This is a genomic window from Pseudomonas sp. EYE_354, from assembly GCF_023148575.1.
GTDB lineage: Bacteria > Pseudomonadota > Gammaproteobacteria > Pseudomonadales > Pseudomonadaceae > Aquipseudomonas.
In genome coordinates this window covers 365,330-386,613 of sequence record NZ_JAHXNQ010000001.1, presented here as the reverse complement: position 1 = coordinate 386,613, position 21,284 = coordinate 365,330, and the positions used below count along the sequence as shown (strand labels likewise).

16 protein-coding genes are annotated in these 21,284 nt (G+C 63.4%); 3 read left to right on the top strand and 13 right to left on the bottom strand.

Annotated features, from left to right (window positions below):
* Nucleotides 1-61: 61 nt before the first annotated feature.
* Nucleotides 62-2,473 (top strand): glucose/quinate/shikimate family membrane-bound PQQ-dependent dehydrogenase, encoded by a 2,412-nt coding sequence (locus KZX66_RS01850; protein ID WP_248075574.1) that lies wholly within the window; start codon nt 62-64, stop codon nt 2,471-2,473.
* Between the two features lie 140 nt (nt 2,474-2,613).
* Here the strand turns inward: KZX66_RS01850 and KZX66_RS01845 are convergent, their stop codons facing one another.
* The 13 genes from KZX66_RS01845 to KZX66_RS01785 form a co-directional block, all read right to left on the bottom strand.
* Nucleotides 2,614-3,033, bottom strand: coding sequence for a group 1 truncated hemoglobin (locus tag KZX66_RS01845; RefSeq protein ID WP_248075571.1), 420 nt, complete (start codon nt 3,031-3,033; stop codon nt 2,614-2,616).
* The gene (locus KZX66_RS01840; RefSeq protein WP_248075569.1) at nt 3,033-3,890 is read right to left on the bottom strand and encodes a DUF3034 family protein; all 858 of its coding nucleotides are present in this window, start codon (nt 3,888-3,890) and stop codon (nt 3,033-3,035) included. Before KZX66_RS01840 ends, KZX66_RS01845 begins: the two co-directional genes overlap by 1 nt.
* 9 nt (nt 3,891-3,899) lie before the next feature.
* Entirely contained in the window at nt 3,900-6,248 is a 2,349-nt protein-coding gene (locus tag KZX66_RS01835; protein ID WP_248075567.1) for an EAL domain-containing protein, read from the bottom strand.
* A complete protein-coding gene (locus KZX66_RS01830) occupies nt 6,232-6,864 on the bottom strand; it encodes a methylamine utilization protein (RefSeq protein WP_248076025.1) in 633 nt (210 codons plus the stop codon). The genes KZX66_RS01835 and KZX66_RS01830 overlap by 17 nt, the downstream gene beginning before the upstream one ends.
* Before the next feature lie 245 nt (nt 6,865-7,109).
* Nucleotides 7,110-9,446, bottom strand: coding sequence for an EAL domain-containing protein (locus tag KZX66_RS01825; protein ID WP_248075566.1), 2,337 nt, complete (start codon nt 9,444-9,446; stop codon nt 7,110-7,112).
* 209 nt (nt 9,447-9,655) lie between these two features.
* A complete protein-coding gene (locus tag KZX66_RS01820) occupies nt 9,656-10,828 on the bottom strand; it encodes an extracellular solute-binding protein (RefSeq protein WP_248075564.1) in 1,173 nt (390 codons plus the stop codon).
* On the bottom strand, nt 10,825-11,799 hold the full coding sequence (locus KZX66_RS01815; protein WP_248075563.1) for a GTP-binding protein: 975 nt from the start codon (nt 11,797-11,799) through the stop codon (nt 10,825-10,827). Before KZX66_RS01815 ends, KZX66_RS01820 begins: the two co-directional genes overlap by 4 nt.
* Nucleotides 11,796-12,095, bottom strand: coding sequence for a hypothetical protein (locus KZX66_RS01810; protein ID WP_248075562.1), 300 nt, complete (start codon nt 12,093-12,095; stop codon nt 11,796-11,798). Before KZX66_RS01810 ends, KZX66_RS01815 begins: the two co-directional genes overlap by 4 nt.
* A 13-nt stretch (nt 12,096-12,108) precedes the next feature.
* A complete protein-coding gene (locus KZX66_RS01805; protein WP_248075561.1) occupies nt 12,109-12,858 on the bottom strand; it encodes an SDR family NAD(P)-dependent oxidoreductase in 750 nt (249 codons plus the stop codon).
* Between the two features lie 78 nt (nt 12,859-12,936).
* On the bottom strand, nt 12,937-13,698 hold the full coding sequence (locus tag KZX66_RS01800; protein WP_248075560.1) for an SDR family NAD(P)-dependent oxidoreductase: 762 nt from the start codon (nt 13,696-13,698) through the stop codon (nt 12,937-12,939).
* A 10-nt stretch (nt 13,699-13,708) separates the two neighbouring features.
* Complete coding sequence (locus KZX66_RS01795; protein ID WP_248075559.1) at nt 13,709-15,049, bottom strand: MFS transporter; 1,341 nt, start codon at nt 15,047-15,049, stop codon at nt 13,709-13,711.
* Nucleotides 15,050-15,079: 30 nt separating this feature from the next.
* Nucleotides 15,080-15,958 carry a polysaccharide deacetylase gene (locus KZX66_RS01790; protein WP_053254585.1) on the bottom strand — a complete coding sequence of 293 codons (879 nt, stop codon included), beginning with the start codon at nt 15,956-15,958 and terminating at the stop codon, nt 15,080-15,082.
* Between the two features lie 11 nt (nt 15,959-15,969).
* Entirely contained in the window at nt 15,970-17,301 is a 1,332-nt protein-coding gene (locus tag KZX66_RS01785) for an amidase (protein ID WP_248075558.1), read from the bottom strand.
* A 336-nt stretch (nt 17,302-17,637) separates the two neighbouring features.
* Between KZX66_RS01785 and KZX66_RS01780 the strand changes: the two genes are divergently transcribed.
* Both KZX66_RS01780 and lon read left to right on the top strand, forming a co-directional pair.
* Nucleotides 17,638-18,627 (top strand): GntR family transcriptional regulator, encoded by a 990-nt coding sequence (locus tag KZX66_RS01780; protein ID WP_248075556.1) that lies wholly within the window; start codon nt 17,638-17,640, stop codon nt 18,625-18,627.
* 92 nt (nt 18,628-18,719) lie between these two features.
* Complete coding sequence (gene lon / locus KZX66_RS01775) at nt 18,720-21,140, top strand: endopeptidase La (RefSeq protein ID WP_248075554.1); 2,421 nt, start codon at nt 18,720-18,722, stop codon at nt 21,138-21,140.
* Nucleotides 21,141-21,284 lie beyond the last annotated feature (144 nt).

Genomic DNA, 21,284 nt, shown 5'->3' with positions numbered 1-21,284 from the left:
CATCTACAGTGAGTGAAGCGCGGGGTTACATCATTATTCCAACGTCACGGAGAAACACACTATGAGCACTGATGGTGCTTCGAGCCCGAGCCGCCTGCTGCCCAGGCTGCTAGGCGTCTTGCTGCTGATCATGGGCCTGGCCTTGTTGGCCGGGGGTATCAAGCTGGCCCTGCTCGGCGGGTCGCTGTACTACCTGCTGGCCGGTATCGGCGTCGCCCTCACCGGCATCCTGCTGCTGGCCACGCGCCGCGCGGCGCTGGGCCTGTACGCCTTGGTGCTGTTCGCGAGCACCGTGTGGGCGCTGTGGGAAGTCGGCCTGGACTGGTGGCAGTTGGTGCCGCGCCTGGCGCTGCTGTTCGCTTTGGGCATCGTCATGTTGCTGCCGTGGGTTCGCCGTCCGTTGCTGCGAGGCCAGACCGCCCCGCTGGGCACCGGCGCGCTGAGCGTGGCCGTGGTGCTGGCCGGCGCTGCCGCACTCGCCAGCCAGTTCACCAACCCCGGTGAGATCAAAGGCCAACTGGACCGCGACGCGGTACCGGGCATGGCCAATGCCGCGCCGTCCCAGGCCGATGGCGACTGGAACTCCTACGGGCGTTCATCCTTCGGCGATCGCTACTCGCCCCTGGCGCAGATCACCCCGGAAAACGCCCACAAGCTGGTACCGGCGTGGACTTATCGTACCGGCGACATCCCAGGTCCGAACGATCCGGGTGAGACGACCGCGGAAAACACCCCGCTCAAAGTCAACGGCATGCTCTACGTATGCACTCCGCACAGCCAGGTGATCGCCCTGGACCCGGACACCGGCGAGGAAATCTGGCGTTTCGACCCGAAGCTCAGCACCCAGGGTGCCGAGAACTTCAAGGGTTGGGCGCACATGACCTGCCGTGGCGTGTCGTATCACGATGACGCCGCCTACGCCTCCGAACAAAGCCCAACCGGCAGCGCCAGCCCGGCCGTCGCGCCGACTGCCTGCCCCAAGCGCATCTTCGTGCCGACCGCCGACACCCGCCTGATCGCCCTGAATGCCGACACCGGCAAGATGTGCGAAGACTTCGGCGACAAAGGTCAGGTCGACCTGCGTGCCAACATCGGCAGCTTCGCCCCGGGCGGTTACTACTCCACCTCGCCACCGGCCGTGACCAAGAACCTGGTGGTGATTGGCGGCCACGTGACCGATAACGTCTCGGTGGATGAGCCAAGCGGCGTGATCCGTGCGTTCGACGTGCATACCGGCAAGCTGGTGTGGAACTGGGACAGCGGCAACCCGGACGACACCACGCCGTTGGCCGAGGGCAAGACCTACACCCGTAACTCGCCGAACATGTGGTCCATGTTCGCCGTGGACGAAAAACTCGGCATGCTCTACCTGCCGATGGGCAACCAGATGCCCGACCAATACGGCGGCGACCGTACCGACGACTCCGAGAAATACGCCGCCGGCCTGACCGCTCTGGACATCGACACCGGCCATGTGAAGTGGACCTTCCAGTTCACCCACCATGACCTGTGGGACATGGACGTGGGTGGCCAGCCGTCGCTGATCGACATCAAGACTGACGCCGGCGTGAAGCAGGCGGTGATGGCGTCGACCAAGCAAGGCAGCATCTATGTACTGGACCGTGCTACCGGCCAGCCGGTGGTGCCGATCCACGAAGTGGCGGTGCCGCAAGGCGCAGTGGCCGGCGACCGTACCTCCCCGACCCAACCGAAGTCCGACCTGAACTTCATGCCGCCGCCGCTCAAAGAGCGCGACATGTGGGGCGTAACCCCGTTCGACCAGATGCTGTGCCGGATCGATTTCAAATCCATGCGTTACGACGGTGCGTTCACCCCGCCATCGCTGCAAGGTTCGATCGTTTACCCCGGTAACTTCGGCGTGTTCGACTGGGGCGGTATTTCCGTCGACCCAGTGCGCCAGATCGCGTTTGTGAACCCCAGCTACATGGCGTTCAAATCGAAGCTGATCCCCGCCGCCGACATCGCCAAACAAGGCCCACGCGTCAGCGAAACCGAAGGCGTGCAACCGAACAAAGGCGCGCCGTACGGCGTGATCCTCGAAGCCATGCTGTCGCCAATGGGCCTGCCGTGCCAGGCACCGGCGTGGGGTTATGTGGCCGCAGTCGACCTGACCACCCACAAAACCATCTGGATGCACAAGAACGGCACCGTGCGTGACAGCTCGCCGGTGCCGATCCCCCTGAGCATGGGCGTACCGAGCCTGGGCGGCACCTTCACCACTGCCGGTGGCGTGGCCTTCCTCAGCGGCACTCTCGACCAGTACCTGCGTGCCTACGACGTGAAAAACGGCAAGCAACTGTGGGAAGGCCGCCTTCCAGCCGGCGCGCAGACCACACCGATGACCTACACCGGCAAAGATGGCAAGCAATACGTGCTGGTCGTGGCGGGTGGTCATGGTTCCCTGGGTACCAAGCAGGGTGACTATGTGATGGCGTTCAAACTGCCGGATTAAGCAAGACAGGCAGTAAAACCAAGGCGGCTACCCTCAACAGGTAGCCGCCTTTTTTAATGGACGACGAAGATCAAACCGTGGGTGGGGCAAGTCGAATCGTCGCACCGCCCCTCCCACGGTTGAAGGCAGTGTTCATGGGATCAGTGTTCGATTACGTCTGCGCGCATCACCGCCAACCTGGCAATCAACCGATTCTGCACCGGCACCGGAACCCCTTCGCGGTCCATCGCGTTGATCAGATCTTCCACCAGTGCATTGAAGTCGCTGCGGCTCACGTTCTGGCCCTTGTGACTCTCGGCCATGCTGTCACCGGTGTAGTTACAGGGCCCACCTGCTTCGACGCAGAACTGTTCGATCAATTTGTTGCGCAGGCGCTGGATATCGATGCGCCGGAAGCGCTCGACGATGCGTTCATCGCGGGCGATGTTGAGCAGCATGCCTTCGACAATACGAGTGATGCCAGGCAGGGCGCCGAGGTCGCGGTACAGGCTGTCGTCCTGCGGCGGTTGACCGGCGCAGGCGCTGAGGAGCACCGCCAGCGCGAAGGGGAGGATGCGCATCAGAAACTCCCCTGCACAGACAGGTAAGTGCCGTTCTGGTTGTCCAGCGTGGCGATTTCACCCAGGCGTGCGTAAGCCAATACAAACGACAGGTGCTTGTTGGGAAAGTAGCCTACAAACACATCCGCCCAATCGCTTTCACCGGCAAACGACAGGTTGTCAGGCTTTTCGCGGTATTCGACCCCCAGCGCCCAGCGCGGGTTGAACAGCAAGGCCACCGAGCCTTCCTTGAGCAGGCTGCGGCTGTCCCGGCGGTCGCCGCCAAAACCGAGCAACCCGGTTTCGTTGGCGCGGCTGTAGCGCACGCTGGCGTTCACCAGCACGTTGTAGCCAAACGCAGCGCCCATGAACAAACGGCTGGCGGCGAGGTAGCCTTCGACGTCACTGTCGCGCCTGGCCCCCACCAGGCTCGGAATATCGAAGTTGGTCTGGTGTTTGTACTCCACACCCAGCGACACCTGCGGCAGGCGCTCGTAAATCACATCGCCGAATACACGCACCTTCAGCCCCAGCACATCCTGGCCCAGGTTGTCTTCGGGCAGGTTGAGCGCGTGCACCAGGCTGCCGAGGTCGAAACGTTGGCGGGCGAAAGACACTTCGACACGGTTGTCGTAGGCCAACGCCAGACCGGCGACGTCCAGCCGATAGTCCGGCAGGTTGACCGTGGTGGCGAACGCCGTCGCGCCCCATTCGTGCCGTTCGCCGTAGCCGGCCAATACCGCCCACGGCGTGATGCCGCCGCCCGCCGTGCCCTCGAGGCTGCTGGCGCCGCCGGTGACGATCAGACGACCGTTGTCGGCCCACGCCGTGTGCAGGGTCAGGGCCGCGACGCAGCCGATCAGAAGAGAAAGTCGCACGTCAGCTACTCAATGAACCAAGGAAGTGTGCGCACTGAGGGGCAACGCCACCCAGGCTTCGAAAGCGTCGGCACTCAAGGGCCGGCTGATCAGGTAACCCTGGGCCGTGTCGCACTGCCAGCGTTCCAACAACCGCAGGCTATGGGCATACTCGACGCCCTCGGCGACGACCTTCAACCCCAGGTTGTGGCTCATCTCGATGGTGGAGCGCACGATCACTGCGTCTTCGCTGGTCTCATCGAGGTTGCGCACAAAGGATTGATCGATCTTCAACTCTTGCACCGGCAGGCGCTTGAGGTGAGCCAGGGACGAATAGCCGGTACCGAAGTCATCCACCGACAGGCTGATGCCGCAATCGCGCAACAGATGCAGAACTTTGAGGGCTTTTTCCGGCTCGCGCATCACCGCGCTTTCGGTGATCTCGAACAGCAACTGCTCAGCCGGCAAGCCATAGCGCCGCAGCAGCGCCGAGACCCGATGGGCCAGTTCATCACCGAGCAGGTCGTCCGCCGAGATATTCAGTGACAGCTGTAAATACAGGCCGCGACGGTTCCATTCGCACAGTTGGCGGATGCCCTCCTCGATCACCCATTGGGTCAGCAATTGAATGCTGCCCGAGCGCTCGGCCAGAGGGATGAACTCGGCCGGTGAAACCATGCCGAACTGCGGGTGCTGCCAGCGCAGCAAGGCTTCGGCCTGGCGTACGTGGCCTTGGCGAATGTCCAGTTTGGGTTGGTAATGCAGCAGCAATTGGCCTTGGCTGGGCGCGTGGCGAAGGTCGCGAATCAGGGTGATCTGGCGGCGGTGCACCAGGTCGCGGCCCTGCTCATAAACCTGCAGGCGGCCGGGCATTTTCGCAGCGTCGTTCATGGCGATGGCCGCGCGTTCAAGCACGGTGTGCGGGCTTTCGCCGTCGGCTGGGTAGGCGGCGATGCCCAGGCGGCAATCCAGCGCCAGGTCGTGGCCGTTGATGCGCTGGGGGCGCAGCAGCAACTGTTGCAGTTTGTCGGCCATGCCTACCGCTTCGTCGCTGCCCGCGCCTTCGAGCAACAGCAGGAATTCATCGGCGATCAGGTGCGCCAAGGTATCGCCGGGGCGCAACACGGCCTCCAGGCGGCGGCTGACGGCCAGCAGCAACTGGTCCACCGCATCGGGCCCCGCGGTTTCGCTGGCGACGCGCAGGTTATCGATGCCCAGGTAAATCAACGCCACCGGCCGTTGCTGGGCGATGGCGCTGCCCAGGCGCTCCATGGCCAGCGCACGGTTCGGCAGGCCAGTGAGGCGATCATGCAAGGCGTTATGCGCCAACTGCTGCTCGCGTTCGGCGATGCCGCTTTGCATGGTGTTGAACGCCTTCGCCAGCAGCCCCAGTTCATCGCTGCGCGCCAGGGCCACCGGCGTGTGGTAATCGCCCTGGCCAATGCGTTCGGCCGCCTGCGCCAACGTCTGCACCGGGCGCGACACAGTGCGCGCCAGCAACAAGGCACCGATCAACGAAGCCAGCAAGGCGACCAGCGCGATGCCGAGGATCTTTTCGTCCAACGGCACAAACGCCTGCATCGCCGCATCCAGCGGGCTTTGCAGCAAGGCCAGGACCTTGCCGTTGTCATCGCTGGCCAACACCAGGGACTGGCTGAGAAAACGCTGTTCCAGGTGATCGGTGGTGGACACCCCACGGCGGGCGGTGTTGCCCTGCATCAGGGCCAGAATGCTGTCGCGCAGGACCTGGGGCTGGGTGCTGACCAACTCGCCCGGTCGATCATGATCAATCGCCAGGAACGACACTTCCAGGTTGCTCAACGAACGCAGCTCGTCGGCAAATACGCCGTCCATGCTGAAGCCCATCACCACCCGCGCAATCGGCAATGGCGCCAGCACGGGGGTTTCCACCAGCAGGTGGGGTTTGCCCTGCAGCGGCACGATCAACATGGCCTGGCGCTTGTGCCGCGCTTCGCGCAATGACTGATCGTATTGGAAGATCGATCCCTCGGGCACCTCGCTCAAGGTACTGGCCAGGACATTGCCGTCCATGCCCAGCAGGATCATGTCGCTGGCGTTGATGCGCTTGCCGTGGTTGAGCAGCACCGAGCGCATCGTTGCCGAATCGCCGCTGGCCACCGCATCACGAAACCCGAAGTCGGCGGCCAACAGTTGCACGCCATCGGCCAGACGACGGCCGCGTGCGTCCAGCAAGCGTTCAAACACCCGCGAACCGACCTCCAGCTGAGCCAGCGCCTGGCCGCGCACCGCAGAGCGGGTGGCGGCCTTGACGCTGAAATACAGCGCACCGATTACCACCAGCGACAGCAAGATCAGGACACAGGCGACCCGCGCCTGGAAGCTACTGCGCAGTTTCATGGGCGGCTCGATTGAACGCATCACCAAACGCACTCGGCGTCGGCGGGATATCGGCGGAGGTGGGTTCCAGACTCAGTACCACGTTGTGGCTGAGACCGGCGGCAGGTACGTGCAAGGTGCCGCCGTCCAGGGGCTGCATGTCTTTGAGTTGCGGGTGCCATAACGTGGCGTGGTAGTCGCCGGGCGGCAGCTGCTCCAGGCGCACGCGGCCTTGAGTGTCGCTGACGCCAAAGCGCGGGTCGTCGGTCACGAAGATATAGCCGAGCATCCAGTCATGGATGTTGCAGCCAAGCACCACGATGCCAGGCTTGTCGAACAACAACGGCTCGGTGGGCGTGCCTTCGTACAGGCGCAGCTCGAAACGCTTGGCGGCGGAGAAGGAATAGACCTGATGGCGGATGTTATCGCTGTTGGGAAAGCGCACCTGGGTGCCGGTGTGCACCGCCAGGACGTGGGGCGCGAAGCGTTGACCGCGCTGGTCCATATCGGCCTTGAGCCCGCCATTGAACGCACCGGCCGGGCCCTGAAGGGTCACGACGCCATCCGCCACGGGACTGCCATCGGCCTGGCGCATCAGCACCTCAAGGGTCGCGGCCGAAGCGGGGCCCGCCACCATCAGCGCCAGCGCTGCGAGAGAGAACAGATGAAGCATTTGGGCCATGGGAGATCCGCAGCAGGTGGAAAAAGAGCGGCCAGCCTTGGCACTGCGATGTGCGTCCATCATGCCGCAATCAAGGCAAAATGCCATCATCCAATAAGGACAGGCGCTCAACCGTCGGTCGGTAAAAACCTATGCAATCGGTCAAGCTGCGTAAAGGTTATCGACCCTGCGGGAAAATTCTGTAGCGCAGCGGCGGGTTTCTAGACCGGCGCGCGCTCGCGACGCATCCACCTCTCGAACGCCATGGCATTGAGCGGTCGGCTGATGAGGTAACCCTGGGCGGTGTCACAGTTCCACTGTTTGAGCAGCGCAAGACTGGGCTCGAACTCCACGCCTTCGGCTACCACCTTGAGCCCCAGGTTGTGGCTCATTTCGATGGTCGAACGCACGATCACGGCGTCACCGCTGGTGCTGTCGAGGTTGCGCACGAAGGACTGGTCGATCTTCAACTCCTGCACCGGCAGGCGCTGCAGTTGCGCCAGCGACGAGTAGCCAGTGCCGAAGTCATCCACCGACAGGCTGATGCCGCAATCGCGCAGTTGCTCCAGCACGCTGAGGGCCTGCTGCGGGTTGTGCATGATCGCGCTTTCGGTGATCTCGAAAATCAGCTGCCGGGCCGGCACAGCGTAGTGCGCCAGTAAGGTGGTGACGCGTATGGCCAGGTCATCATCGGCCAAGTCGTCCACCGAGATATTCACCGACAGCTGGATCAGCAGGCCACGCTGCGCCCACTCACCCATCTGGCGGATGGCCTCTTCGATGACCCACTGGGTCAGGCCCGCCATGCTGCCGGTGCGTTCGGCCAGGGGGATGAATTCGCCAGGCGACACCAGCCCCAGCATCGGATGCTGCCAACGCAGCAACGCTTCGGCCTGGCACACGTGGCCGCGCTTGAGGTCGAGCTTGGGCTGGTAACACAGGTACAACTCACCTTCGACCACGGCACGGCGCAGGTCGCGGATCAGGGTGATCTGGCGCTGGTGAGCGAGGTCGCGGTCCTGTTCGTAGATCTGCAAATAACCGGGCAAGGCAGCCGCATCGTGACGGGCGATGGCGGCGCGGCTGATCAACTCTTCCACCTGCTGACCGTGGGCGGGGTAGGCAGCAATGCCGATACTCACCTCATGGCGCACTTCGTCATGGCCAATGCGCAGGGGTTCGGTGAGCAACGCATACAGGCGGTCGGCGCGCGCCACGGCGCGGTCGACCTCGGTGTTTTCCAGCAACATCAGGAACTCACTGCCGCTGATGCGCGCCGCCGTGTCGCTGGCCAACAGGCTCATGGACAGACAGCGGCTGGCTTCGCGCATCATTTCTTCCACGCCTTCAGGGCCAAAGCCTTCGTTGATGACCCGGTAGTTCTCGATGCCCAGGTACAGCAGCACCACCGGCCGCCGCGCGCTGATCGCACTGCCCAGGCGCTCCATGGCCAGGGCACGATTGGGCAAGCCGGTGAGCGGGTCATGCAGCGCGTTATGCGCCAACTGCCGCTCACGCACGGCGATCCCGCTTTGCATGGCATTGAACGCCCGGGCCAGCAGGCCGAACTCATCGTGGCCGCGGACGCGAACCGGCGTACGGTAATCGCCGGCACCGATGCGCCCGGCCGCCTCCACCAGCGCATTGAGCGGACGCGACACCCGCCGCGCCAGAAACAGCGCACCGGCCAACGACACCACCAGCACCGCCAGGGCGATTCCGAGGAACTGCCGGTCCAGCGGCGCAAAGGATTCCAGGGCAAGGTCCAGCGGGCTTTGCAGCAACACGCGCACCTCATCACCCGCGCCGGTGTTGGCCAACGGCACTACCTGGCTGAGCACGCGCTCGCCATAAAACAGATCGATCCACGCCTCGGGATTGATCGCCTTATCGCGCAACAGGCTGACGGTGGCAGCCTGATACGCGTCGGGCTGGGTACTGAACAACGGGCCGGGCTTGCCGTCCTGCACGCTGAGGAACGACACCTCCAGATTGCTCATCGAGCGCAGTTCATTGGCGAACAGGGTGTCCATGGGGAACCCCATCACCACCCGCGCGATGGGCTGCGGGTCGAGCACTTGATCCTGTACCAACAGGTACGGCCGCCCGTTCATGGCCACAATCAGCATTTGCAAGCCACTGCGCCGAGCCTGGCGTAGTGCGTGGTCGTAGGGGAAGGGTTGACCACGCGCGAGGATCGGCAAGGTGCTGACCATGACGTTGCCCTCGAGCCCGAGCACAAACATTTCGCTGGAACGAATGCCGCTGCCGTGTCGGCGCAACGCGGTCAGGATCTTTGCCGGGTCGCCCTCCACCACGGCCTGTTTGAACGGACCGTCCACCGTCAGCCAGTACAGGCCGTATTGCAGACGGCGCCCGCGCAGATCGAGCAGGCGTTCGAACACCTGACTGCCGGTTTTCAACTGGACCCGCGCCTGATTCTCCACCGCGCGGGTGGTGGCGGCCTTGACGGCGAAATAAGTGGCGGCAACAACGACCAGCAGCAACAGCGCCAGCACCCCGGCGATTCGGGTTTGGAACGTGTGGCGCCACGTCATGGCAGTGCCCTCTGGCAGCGTTAACCTTCTTCTGCCACTGCGTCCCTTTGCCATGTGCATTCCCTGCGGCAGCTGACTCGGCGTCAAAAAAATATCATAAGGACTGGATATTTGGTGTTAGCAGATTAGCTGGGAGCAGGGATAAGTAAACCCGATAAATACAGGGTTTTCAGCGTCACTTTGTTGGCGACAAGCCTTTGACTGCGACCTCAGCCGCGGGCGCGCATAAAGTCGCCCCAGCGCCGTACGAGGTAGTTGTGCTCATCCATCACCGAGTTCCACACGGCAATATGGCCCATGCGCTGCTCATAGGACCCACCATCGCGCATCTCACCCTTGTCGATCAGCGGCAACCCATCGCTGCCACATAACTGCTCCCGCGCAGGCAGCCCGGCGTACCAGTAGTCCCACTCGGCGCTGCTCAGGTGATCGCGGCTGCGCGCGGGGTTGCCGATGTAGTAACCCTGGCGCGCCATCACTGCTCCGGGCCAGCCGGACAGCCACCAGTTCAGGTACGCATAGGCCGCATCCAGCACCGGGCCTTTGGCGTGGCGCGACAGTGACAGGCCGCCAAACCAGGCGCGATAACCTTCACGCGGCACCGCCAGGCGGTATTTCACCCCGGCGCGGTGCAGGCGCATCAAGGTGGGCGACCACAGGCTCTGGATATCGATGCTGGGGCTGAGCATCAATTGCGCAGCCTCTTCATCGTCGGACCAGAAGGCTGCGAAATGGCCCTCCTTCTGTTTGCGCACCAGGATGTCGGCGAGCACGTCGATCTCTTCGATGCTCATATTGCCGATGTCCCGGAACTGCGCCAGCCCCGCGCCCTGCACAGCCAGCGCGGCATCCAGCGCGCCGATCGCGGCGTCGCTTTGCAGCGCCGTACGCGCGCGCCATGCCGGGTCCAGCAGCCAGCCCCAGCTCTCGTTGCCGTGGCAAAAGCCCGCGGGCAGGCGTTCGGGGCGGTAGGCGAAACTGTCGGCGTTATGGGTCAGGGGCAACATGCTGATGCGCTCGGTGACGGTACTGCCCAGGCTGCCGTCGTGCTGCACGAACAGGCGCTCGCTGGGCACGCTGCCGCTGCCCAGACGGTCGTGCGGCGACAGGCGACCACGCTTGGGCAGGTCGTTGATCTCATGCCACAACGCAATACGCCGGGTGTCGATGGGCTGGATCGCCCGCGCCGGCCACACGAAATCGACGTTGTGAAACCACTGGTCGTAGAGGTCGTAGCTGTCGGGCTGCATCACCGCGATGCGCTGGGCCTGCTCGACGTCGTGCACTTGATACACCAGGCGAATACCCAGTTCCTGCTCGGCGCGTACGCGCAAGGTTTCGAGCAAGGTGACCGAGGTGCCGAGGACACGCAGTGTGATCATGCCGCGAACCGCCGCGAGAACGCCTCGAAGGAGCGGCGCAGCAGTGCCGGGTCGAGGCCGCGCAGGATAAACACCAGGCGCGATTGGCGGTCGGTGCCCGGCCATGCAGGCAAGTGCACCGGCGCATGCAGGCAATGCTGCACGCCATGAATGACGATGGGGGCGTTACTGGCGTTCACGTTGAGCAGTCCTTTGACGCGAAGGATTCGTTCGCCGTGGCATCTTAACAGCATCGACAGCCAGACCCCGAAGCCGACCCAGTCCAACGGTTGGTCGAACGTCAGGCTGCACACTTGCGCCGCGCCATGGCTGGCGCTGGTGGTTTGATGCAGTTGCCAGCGCCTGACTTCCACCGCCGGTTCGGCACTGCGCAGGCCTTCGCCAAGCAGCAGTTGATCGCCGCTGTGGATATCCTGGGTGGCGAGGACGGGGGTTCCGGCGTTGAGCGCCTGCAGGTGCGCGCGCAACGGGGCGCAATCGCCGGCCAGGTCGGTCTTGCTCACCAGCAAACGGTCGGCCGCCGCGACCTGGGCCAGCCATTCCGGGTGCAGGCGCTCCTGCAGCGCAGCGTGACTGGCGTCGACCAGGGTGACCACCAGGCCGATATGCAAGCGCCCGCGCAATTGCACATCATTGTTGAGCGTGGCGAGAATCGGCGCCGGGTCGGCCAGGCCGGTGGTTTCGAGGATGACGCGTTTGAACGCGGGGATTTCACCGCGCTCACGGCGTTGCAACAGGCCCAGCAGTGCGTCTTTGAGTTCGCCACGGATAGAACAGCAGACACAGCCGCTGGGCAGCAGCACGGTGTCCGGCGCGACCTCCTCCACCAGCAGATGGTCGATGCCGACATCTCCGAATTCGTTGATCAGCAACGCCGTGTCGCCCAGGCTTTCACCTTGCAGCAGGCGTTTGAGCAAAGTGGTTTTACCGCTGCCGAGGAAGCCGGTGATGACGTTGAGGGCAATGCTCATGGGGCGGACTCCAAGTGATCCAGCAGGCGTGGGTCGAGGGGGTCCAACGGGCGACCGAGCAGGGTTTCGGCCGCCTGCCAGAGTTGATCCAGGCCGCTGGCCAGTGCCTGTTTGCCGGTGGCGCCGCTCAGCAGGTACGAGGCGCCCTGAAAGTCTTCGACCTTGAGCCGGAACACCGCCAACACCTGATTGATCGCCGCGATGCGGCGCAGGCGTTCGCGGCGCCGGGGCAATTCATCGCCCAGGGGATCGCTCCAGTGCAGGTCTTCGCCGAGCAGTCCACAGAGTCCGCACATGGTTACACCTCGCTCATGGCATGACATCGCCAGAGTTCGGGCCCAGGGTCTGGCCCACAAACAGGTTGCCCCCCGGTTCGCTGGCCAGCAGCACCGCGGTGGGCGCCACTTCATCGGCCAGGCCGAAGCGGCCCAGGGGCAGTTCGGCGGCCTTGGCGCGTTTCCACGACTCGCTGATGCCACCCACCAAAGGCGTCTCGATCGGGCCGGGAGCGATGGCGTTGACCAGCACATTGTCCCCGGCCACTTCCAGAGCCAGCGACTTGGTAAAGCCGATCACCCCGGCCTTGGCCGCCGCGTAGTGGGTCAGCTCGGCACCGCCCTTGATGCCCAGTTGCGAGGCGACGTTGATGATCCGCCCCCAGCGCTGCGCAACCATGTGGGGCAAGGCGCGCTGGCTGGCGACGAACACACTGGTGAGGTCGACGCGCAGCATGTCGTTCCACATCTCGATACTCAGGTCGACGCAACGCGCCTGGGTCAGCATGCCGGCGTTGTTGACCAGGATGTCGATGCCGCCAAAGTGTTCGACACACCGGTCGACACCGGCCTGGGCCCCGTCGACCGTGCCCACGTCAGCCAGGCATTCGAAGACCTCGGCCCCCAGGTTGCGGCAGGTGATCGCCGTTTCCGCAAGGCTGGCGGCGTTGCGGTCGGCCAGCACCAGGCGTGCGCCTTCGGCGGCGTAGGCACGGGCGATGGCGGCACCGATGCCGCTGCCGGCGCCAGTGATCACGGCGCGACGGTTTTCCAGTTGAGCCATAGAAAAATCTCCTGAAGCAAACACAGTTCCAATGCGGGAGGAGGCTTGCCCCTCGCGCATTTACCTTGAGTACAGCCGTCAGTCAGGCCAGCGCACGGTGAGGCCGCCGTCGATGACGATGCTCTGCCCGGTCAAGTAGCTCGACGCCTCACTTGTCAAAAACTGCACCAGCGACGCCACTTCGTCCGCCCGCCCGACCCGGCCCAACGGAATCGCCCGCGCGGCCTTGGCCAAGCCTTCGGGGCCCAGTGAGTTCTTGGCATCCAGCGATTGCGGCGTCTCGATCAACCCCGGGATCACCGCATTACAACGAATGCCCCGTGCGGCCAACTCCACCGCCAGCGAGCGACACAGCCCCGGCACACCGGCCTTGGCGGCGGCGTAGTGCGAGTGTTCCTGCCAGCCATACACGCCACCGGCAATCGACGAAATCGCCACCAACGCGCCGCCCTCGGTCATATGCCGCGTCGCCGCACGGAAGGTGCGCATCACCCCGGTGAGGTCGACGTTGAGCATCTCGTCCCACAGCGCATCGGTCATTTCCAGCAAGGGCGCGCGGCGCAGCAGACCGGCGTTGGCCACGGCGTAATCCAGACGCCCAAAATGCTCCACGGCGCTTTTGGCCAAGGCGTCCACCGAGGCGCTGTCGCCCACGTCCAGCGGCAACATCAGGCACTCGCCGCCGGCCTGCTCGACCAGAGCAACGGTGGCCTGCGGGTCATGGGGATCGGCCGGGTAGTACCCGCCCACCACCGCCACTCCCACACGCGCATAGGTCACGGCCAGGGCTTGGCCGATGCCGCTGGCGGCACCGGTAATCACGGCAACTTTACGGCTCATCAATCACTCCTTACTGAATGGTTTCCGGGCGCACATGGCGGGCGGCAAACATCAGCATCCCGGACAAAAAGCACGGCACGGCGCCGAACCACAGCGCGGCGGTCTGCCAGTCGCTGCCGGCCGACAACACCTGGGTGGCACCAAAGCCTGCGACCACGGCACCGATCGGGCCCATGGCGTGGATGATCGCGCCACCGGTGGCACGGATGCTGGTAGGGAAACTTTCACTGATAAAGAACAGCGCCGCCGAGTACGGCCCGATCAGGAAGAACAGGCCCAGGCTGTACAGCCCGACCACCATCGCCATGTTGCTCGGGCCAAACAGCATCCCGGCGAACGACAGGCCGCCGAGCATCCAGCCCAGGCCGATTACGTTGCGACGGCCGATCTTGTCACCCATCCAGCCGTGACTGAGATAGCCGCAGTAACCCACCAGGTTCGACAGCACGAGGATGATCAGCGAGTTCTCGAACGAAATATGGTGCACGCTGACGATCACCGAGGTGCCCAGCACGCTGAACACCTGGATCGCCGCCCAGTTGAGCAACAGCGCCGCGCCGATCACCAGGGTGGCGCGACGGGCCGGGCCACGAAAGGCGGCTTTGAGGCCGGCCTTGCTGTGTTCGTCGTAGTCCACGCCGTAGGTCGCGGCGACGTTTTGCGCTTCACTCACCGCGCCGGTTTTGCGCAGTTGGGTGATGCGCTCGTGGATCTGAAACTGCGGGCTCTCCTTGAGCTTGCGCGCCATGATCGCGATCACGATCGCCGGGATCGCCGCGAAGATGAAGCAGCCCTGCCAGCCAATGATCGGCAGCAACAGCGCGGTCAACCCCGCCGCGATCAACGCCCCCACCGGCCAGCCACCCTGCACCAGGCTGTAGATAAAACCGCGACGCTTGGTCAGCCGCGGATCTTCCGAGGCGCCATACAACTCGGTCAGGTAGGTGGCGTTGACGGTTTCTTCGGCATAGCCCAGGCCACCCAGCGAGCGGATCAGAATCAGCGGTGACTTGCCCCACGCGCCGCCAATGGCGGTCAGCGCCGAGCACAGTGCGGAGCCGGCCACGGTGAAAATAATCCCTTTGCGCCGCCCCAGCTTATCGACGATCGGCCCAATGGCCAGGGCGACCACGGCGGTTCCGACCGCCACCCAGGTCGCGATCTCAGCTTGCTCCACTTCGCCCCAGCCAAAGTGCCGGCCGATCTCCGGCAGCAAGGTGCCGAACAGGATGAAGTCGTACACCGCAAACACCCAGGCGAAGAACGCGATCCAAGTGGCGAAACGCACTTCCTGGGACGTCAGTTGCCGGGGTTTCCAGCCAGTCAGGTCAAGCTTGTTGTAGATGGACATAGATCGCGCCTCAAGGGTGGGGACAGAGGGTCAGGAACGGGGTTGGCGGCGGATAAAGTCGTCGGCGATTTCGTCGAAGGTGACGAAGCGCACGCCGGCATGGCTCTGGATGTGTTCGATCAACCGCTCAAGCATCAACAGCACTTGCGGACGGCCGGACACGTCGGGGTGGATGGTCATGGTGAACACCGCGTGTTCGTGTTCGCGGTAGACCCAGTCGAACTGGTCGCGCCACATTTCTTCAAGGTGACGCGGGTTGACGAAGCCATGGCTGTTGGGGGCTTTTTTGATGAACATCATCGGCGGCAGGTCGTCCAGGTACCAGTTGGCCGGGATCTCCACCAGATCGGTTTCCTCGCCGCGCACCAAGGGTTTCATCCAGGTGTCGGGGTGCTGGCTGTAATCGATCTTGGTCCAGCTGTCGCCCTTGCGCACGTAGTAGGGGTGGAAGTCGTTGTGCATCAGGCTGTGGTCGTACTTGATGCCTTTTTTCAGCAGCAGTTCGTTGGTGACCTTGCTGAATTCCCACCAGGGCGCGACATAGCCGGTGGGGCGTTTGCCGGTGACCTGGGTGATCAGCTCGATGGATTTATCGAGGACGATTTCTTCCTGCTCGGCGGTCATGGCGATGGGGTTTTCGTGGCTGTATCCGTGCACACCAATTTCGTGTCCGGCGTCGGCCACGGCCTTCATCTGCTCGGGGAAGGTTTCCATCGAGTGGCCGGGAATGAACCAGGTGGTGCGCAGCCCATAGCGTTCGAACAGTTTGAGCAGGCGCGGCGCACCGATTTCACCGGCGAACAGGCCGCGGGAGATGTCATCCGGCGAGTCTTCACCGCCGTAGGAACCGAGCCAGCCGGCGACGGCGTCAACGTCGACGCCAAATGCACAGAGGATGTCTTTAGCCATGGTGTGTCTCCTTAATTATTAAGTACGGATTCGACGGACAAGGCCGCGCGCAACAGGCGTGCGTCCTCCCCCGTCGGGGCGCTGAGCAGCAGCCCGGTGGGCAAGCCCTGGGCATCACGGCCACTGGGCAGGCTGACGCCGGGCATATCCAGCAAACTGCCGGGCATGGTCAGGCGCAGGGTGGCGAGGTTGGTGCTGACGAACAGTTCGTCATCGGCTTCCAGCGGTGCCAGTGCCGGGGCGACATGGGCCACGGTTGGGGTGATCAGGATGGCGCCGTCGAGCTCATCGATCAGTTGCTGTTGCAGGCGCTGGCGGACATCGAGCACGTGGATGAGCTGGCTGGCCGGCAGTGAACGCGCGGCTTCAAGACGACGGCGTACACGCGGGTCCAGTTGTTCGGCGTCGGCGCTGTCGAGCAAGGGCTGGTGCAGGGCAAAGGCTTCGAAGGCGCCGAGCCAACCGTGCTTCTTGATCAGCGCCAGGGTGGCTTGGAACGTGGGGCTTTCACGGGTTTCCACCCGCGCGCCGGCGGCTTTCAGTTGTTCCACGGCGCGCAGCAGGTTGTTGCGCACAGCGGGGTCTACCTCGGCCAGAACACCGTGTTCCAGCACCAGGCGTTGGCCCTTCACGCTGCGGGCCACATGGCGTTGGCGGCGACCATGGAGCAGGTCGTCGATGGCCAGCGCGTCACGCACGCTGCGAGTCAGCGGGCCGAGGCTGTCGAGGGTGTGGGCCAAGGGGAATACGCCGTCGCGACTGTAGCGGCGACTGCTGCTGCGGTAGCCCACCAGGCCGTTGAGCGCCGCCGGAATTCGGATGGAACCGGCAGTGTCGGTGCCCATGGCGATCGGCACGATACCGGCCGCCACCGCCACCGCCGACCCGGACGATGAACCGCCGGGGATGCGCGGCTGGTCGGTGCCATAGGGATTGTGCGGCGTGCCGAAATGCGGGTTCAGGCCCAGGCCGGAATAAGCCAGTTCGCTGAGGTTGGTTTTGCCGACGCTGACCATCCCGGCACGGCACAACAGGCCCACGCAGGATGCATCAAGCGAGGCTGCGGGGGCATGGCGGCGGTAGGCGGCGCCGGCTGTGGTGATGCTGCCGGCCATATCGAACAGGTCTTTCCAGGCCAGGGGCACACCGTCGAATGCACTCAGCGGCTGACCGGCGCGCCAGCGTGCGGCGGCGGCTTCGGCTTCACGGCGTGCGCGCTCGGCGGTCAGCGAAATGAACACACTGGCTGAGCGGCTCGCTTTATCGAGGGCCTGATCAAGGGCTTGCACCGGGTCGCTGCGACCGCTGGCGAAATCCTCGGCCATTGACGTGGCGTCTGACATCGGAAAGAACCTCTTAAAACGTACATATTAATAAAATGTACGTTTTACAAAGGCAGCTTTCGTGCCAGTCTGTGCGCAGGTGATTGCACCCGACAGGGGTTTTCTGCCGAGAGCTACGGGATAGATGGTTTTGTCGGACGGAAAATAATCCTGAGACGGCAACGCCTCACACCCTCAATGAAATAATGTATCTTTTATTAATAAGTACATTTTGGTGCAGAAAAGTAACAGTTTTCCTTCAACGGCCCCAAAAAAGTGCCACCGCCGTGGCGCAGAGTGACAGGCGCATCTATGAGAGAATCCCCGGCCACCGTCCTACTTGCCTCAGGGAACGTAATGAAAGCAGTGTCCGCCTCGGCGTCTCGTTACGCGATGATTCACCAAGTGTTGCGTAATGCGATCGCCAACGGCACCGCCCGCCACGGGCTGGTCTTGCTCGAAGCACCGCTGGCCGAACTGTTCGGCACCAGCCGTGTGCCGGTGCGCAAGGCGCTGGACTTGCTGCACGCCGAAGGCCTGATCTGCCGCTTCAATGGCCGGGGTTATCTGATCAATCCCGACGGCCTGGTCATGGAACCGCTGCGTCTGCCCCTGAGCCATGCCCACCTGGGCCTCAACGGCGAAGCTGAGTTGGTGGACACACGGCCACTGGGTGAACGCATCGTCGAGGAAATCGGCGCGGCGCTGTCCACCTGCATCGCGTTCGGCCATTACCGCCTGGATGAACAAGCCGCCGCCGAGCACTACGGCGTCAGCCGCGCGGTGGTGCGTGAAGCGCTGATGCGCCTGCGCGACCGCGGCCTGGTGGAAAAAGAGCCCTACTCCCAATGGCTGGCCGGGCCGCTGACCGCGCGGGAAGTCACCGAAGACTACGAACTGCGCGCCTGCCTGGAACCCGAAGCCCTGCGCCAGAGTGCGCCGACGCTTGATCGCGACATGCTCCAGGCCATGTTGCAGCGGGTGCTGGAGGCCCAGGACAGCCCCGAGTGCAGCCTGGCAGTGATCGAACAGATTGAAGAAGACTTGCACCAGCACTGCCTGGCCGGCTTGCAGAACCGCAAAATCGCCGCACTGATTCGCCAGGGCCAAAGCCCGATGATCATCAGTCGGATTTTTTACCGTTTGCTGGGGATCGGCGCGGATCCGGCGATGCTTGCCGAACATCGCCTGATTCTCGAGTTGCTGCTGCATGGCGCGTTCGACGCGGCGGCGTTGAACCTGCGTGAGCATTTGCAACGCGCCAGGCAGCGGATGTTGCAGCGATTGAAAGTGCTGTCGGTGTTGCCGGAGCAGCCGTTGCCGAGCTATCTGCATAAAATCAGCTGAATTCATGCAATTTGTTGCTAACTGCCTGCCGCCATTGAAACCACCACTGCCCTGCCCCATCTAAGCTGCATACTTCCTTATGCAGGTGCCCCATGAGCGACCAGCAAGAATCCCCTGATATCGATCTCAACGACTACGCCGACCCCGAAAACGCGCAAAACCCGTCGCCCAATACCGGCCTGGCCCTGCCTGGGCAAAACCTGCCGGACAAGGTCTATATCATTCCTATCCACAACCGGCCGTTCTTCCCGGCGCAAGTGTTGCCGGTGATCGTCAATGAAGAACCGTGGGCCGAGACCCTGGAATTGGTGAGCAAGTCCGACCACCACTCCCTGGCGCTGTTTTTCATGGACACGCCGCCGGAAGATCCGCGCCACTTCGACACCTCCAGCCTGCCGCTGTACGGCACCCTGGTGAAGGTGCACCACGCCAGCCGCGAGAACGGCAAGCTGCAATTCGTGGCCCAGGGTCTGACCCGCGTGCGCATCAAAACCTGGCTCAAGCATCACCGCCCACCGTACCTGGTGGAAGTCGAATACCCGCACCAGCCCACCGAGCCGACCGACGAGGTCAAGGCCTACGGCATGGCGCTGATCAATGCGATCAAGGAACTGCTGCCGCTTAACCCGCTGTACAGCGAAGAGCTGAAGAACTACCTCAACCGCTTCAGCCCCAACGACCCGTCGCCGCTCACCGACTTCGCCGCCGCGCTGACCTCGGCCACCGGCAACGAGTTGCAGGAAGTGCTGGATTGCGTGCCCATGCTCAAGCGCATGGAAAAAGTGCTGCCGATGCTGCGCAAAGAAGTCGAAGTCGCGCGCCTGCAAAAAGAACTCTCGGCCGAGGTGAACCGCAAGATCGGTGAACACCAGCGCGAGTTCTTCCTCAAGGAACAACTCAAGGTCATCCAACAGGAACTGGGGCTGACCAAGGACGACCGCAGCGCCGACGTCGAACAATTCGAACAGCGCCTGCAAGGCAAAGTGCTGCCGGCCCAAGCGCAAAAACGTATCGATGAAGAACTGAACAAACTGTCGATTCTGGAAACCGGCTCGCCAGAGTACGCGGTCACTCGCAATTACCTGGACTGGGCCACCTCGGTGCCATGGGGCGTGTATGGCCAGGACAAACTCGACCTGAAACACGCGCGCAAGGTGCTGGATAAACACCACGCCGGTCTGGATGACATCAAGAGCCGCATCCTTGAGTTCCTCGCGGTGGGCGCCTACAAAGGCGAAGTCGCCGGTTCCATCGTGCTGCTCGTCGGCCCGCCGGGCGTGGGCAAGACCAGCGTGGGTAAATCCATCGCCGAATCCCTGGGTCGGCCGTTCTACCGTTTCAGCGTCGGCGGCATGCGCGATGAAGCCGAGATCAAGGGCCATCGCCGCACCTACATCGGCGCCCTGCCCGGCAAGCTGGTGCAGGCGCTTAAAGATGTCGAAGTGATGAATCCGGTGATCATGCTCGACGAGATCGACAAGATGGGCCAGAGCTTCCAGGGCGACCCCGCCTCGGCGCTCCTGGAAACCCTCGACCCGGAGCAGAACGTCGAATTCCTCGACCACTACCTCGACCTGCGCATGGACCTGTCCAAAGTGCTGTTCGTGTGCACCGCCAACACCCTGGACTCGATCCCCGGCCCGTTGCTGGACCGTATGGAAGTGATTCGCCTGTCGGGCTATATCACCGAAGAGAAAGTCGCCATCGCCAAACGCCACCTGTGGCCCAAGCAGCTCGAAAAAGCCGGAGTGGCGAAAACCAGCCTGACCATCAGCGACGGTGCCCTGCGCGCGTTGATCGACGGCTATGCCCGCGAAGCCGGGGTACGTCAGTTGGAGAAACAGCTGGGCAAACTGGTGCGCAAGGCGGTGGTCAAGCTGCTGGATGAGCCGAACTCGGTGATCAAAATCGGCAACAAGGACCTGGAGAGTTCTCTGGGTATGCCGGTGTTCCGCAACGAGCAAGTGCTGTCGGGTACCGGCGTGATCACGGGCCTGGCCTGGACCAGCATGGGCGGCGCGACCTTGCCGATTGAAGCCACACGCATCCACACGCTCAACCGCGGTTTCAAACTCACCGGGCAGTTGGGTGAAGTGATGAAAGAGTCCGCCGAAATTGCCTACAGCTACATCAGCTCCAACCTTAAGTCGTTTGGCGGCGATCCGAAGTTCTTCGACGAAGCCTTCGTACACTTGCACGTGCCCGAAGGCGCCACACCGAAAGACGGCCCGAGCGCCGGCGTGACCATGGCCAGTGCACTGCTGTCGTTGGCGCGTAACCAGCCGCCGAAAAAAGGCGTGGCCATGACCGGCGAACTGACGCTGACCGGGCATGTCCTGCCGATTGGCGGGGTGCGCGAAAAGGTGATTGCGGCGCGGCGCCAGAAGATCCACGAACTGATATTGCCGGAGCCCAATCGTGGCAGTTTCGAGGAACTGCCGGAGTACCTGAAAGAAGGCATGACGGTGCACTTTGCCAAGCGCTTTGCGGACGTGGCGAAGGTGCTTTTCTAACGGATCTCCAGTGCCTCTGTTGTGGTGAGAGGGCTTGCGCCGCGCTGGGGGGCGAAGCGCTCTCCTCAGAAAAACACCGCGCTCTGCCAGGCAAAGCGCGGTGACTGGTTTTGGGGCTGCTGCGCAGCCCGGCGCGGGGCACGC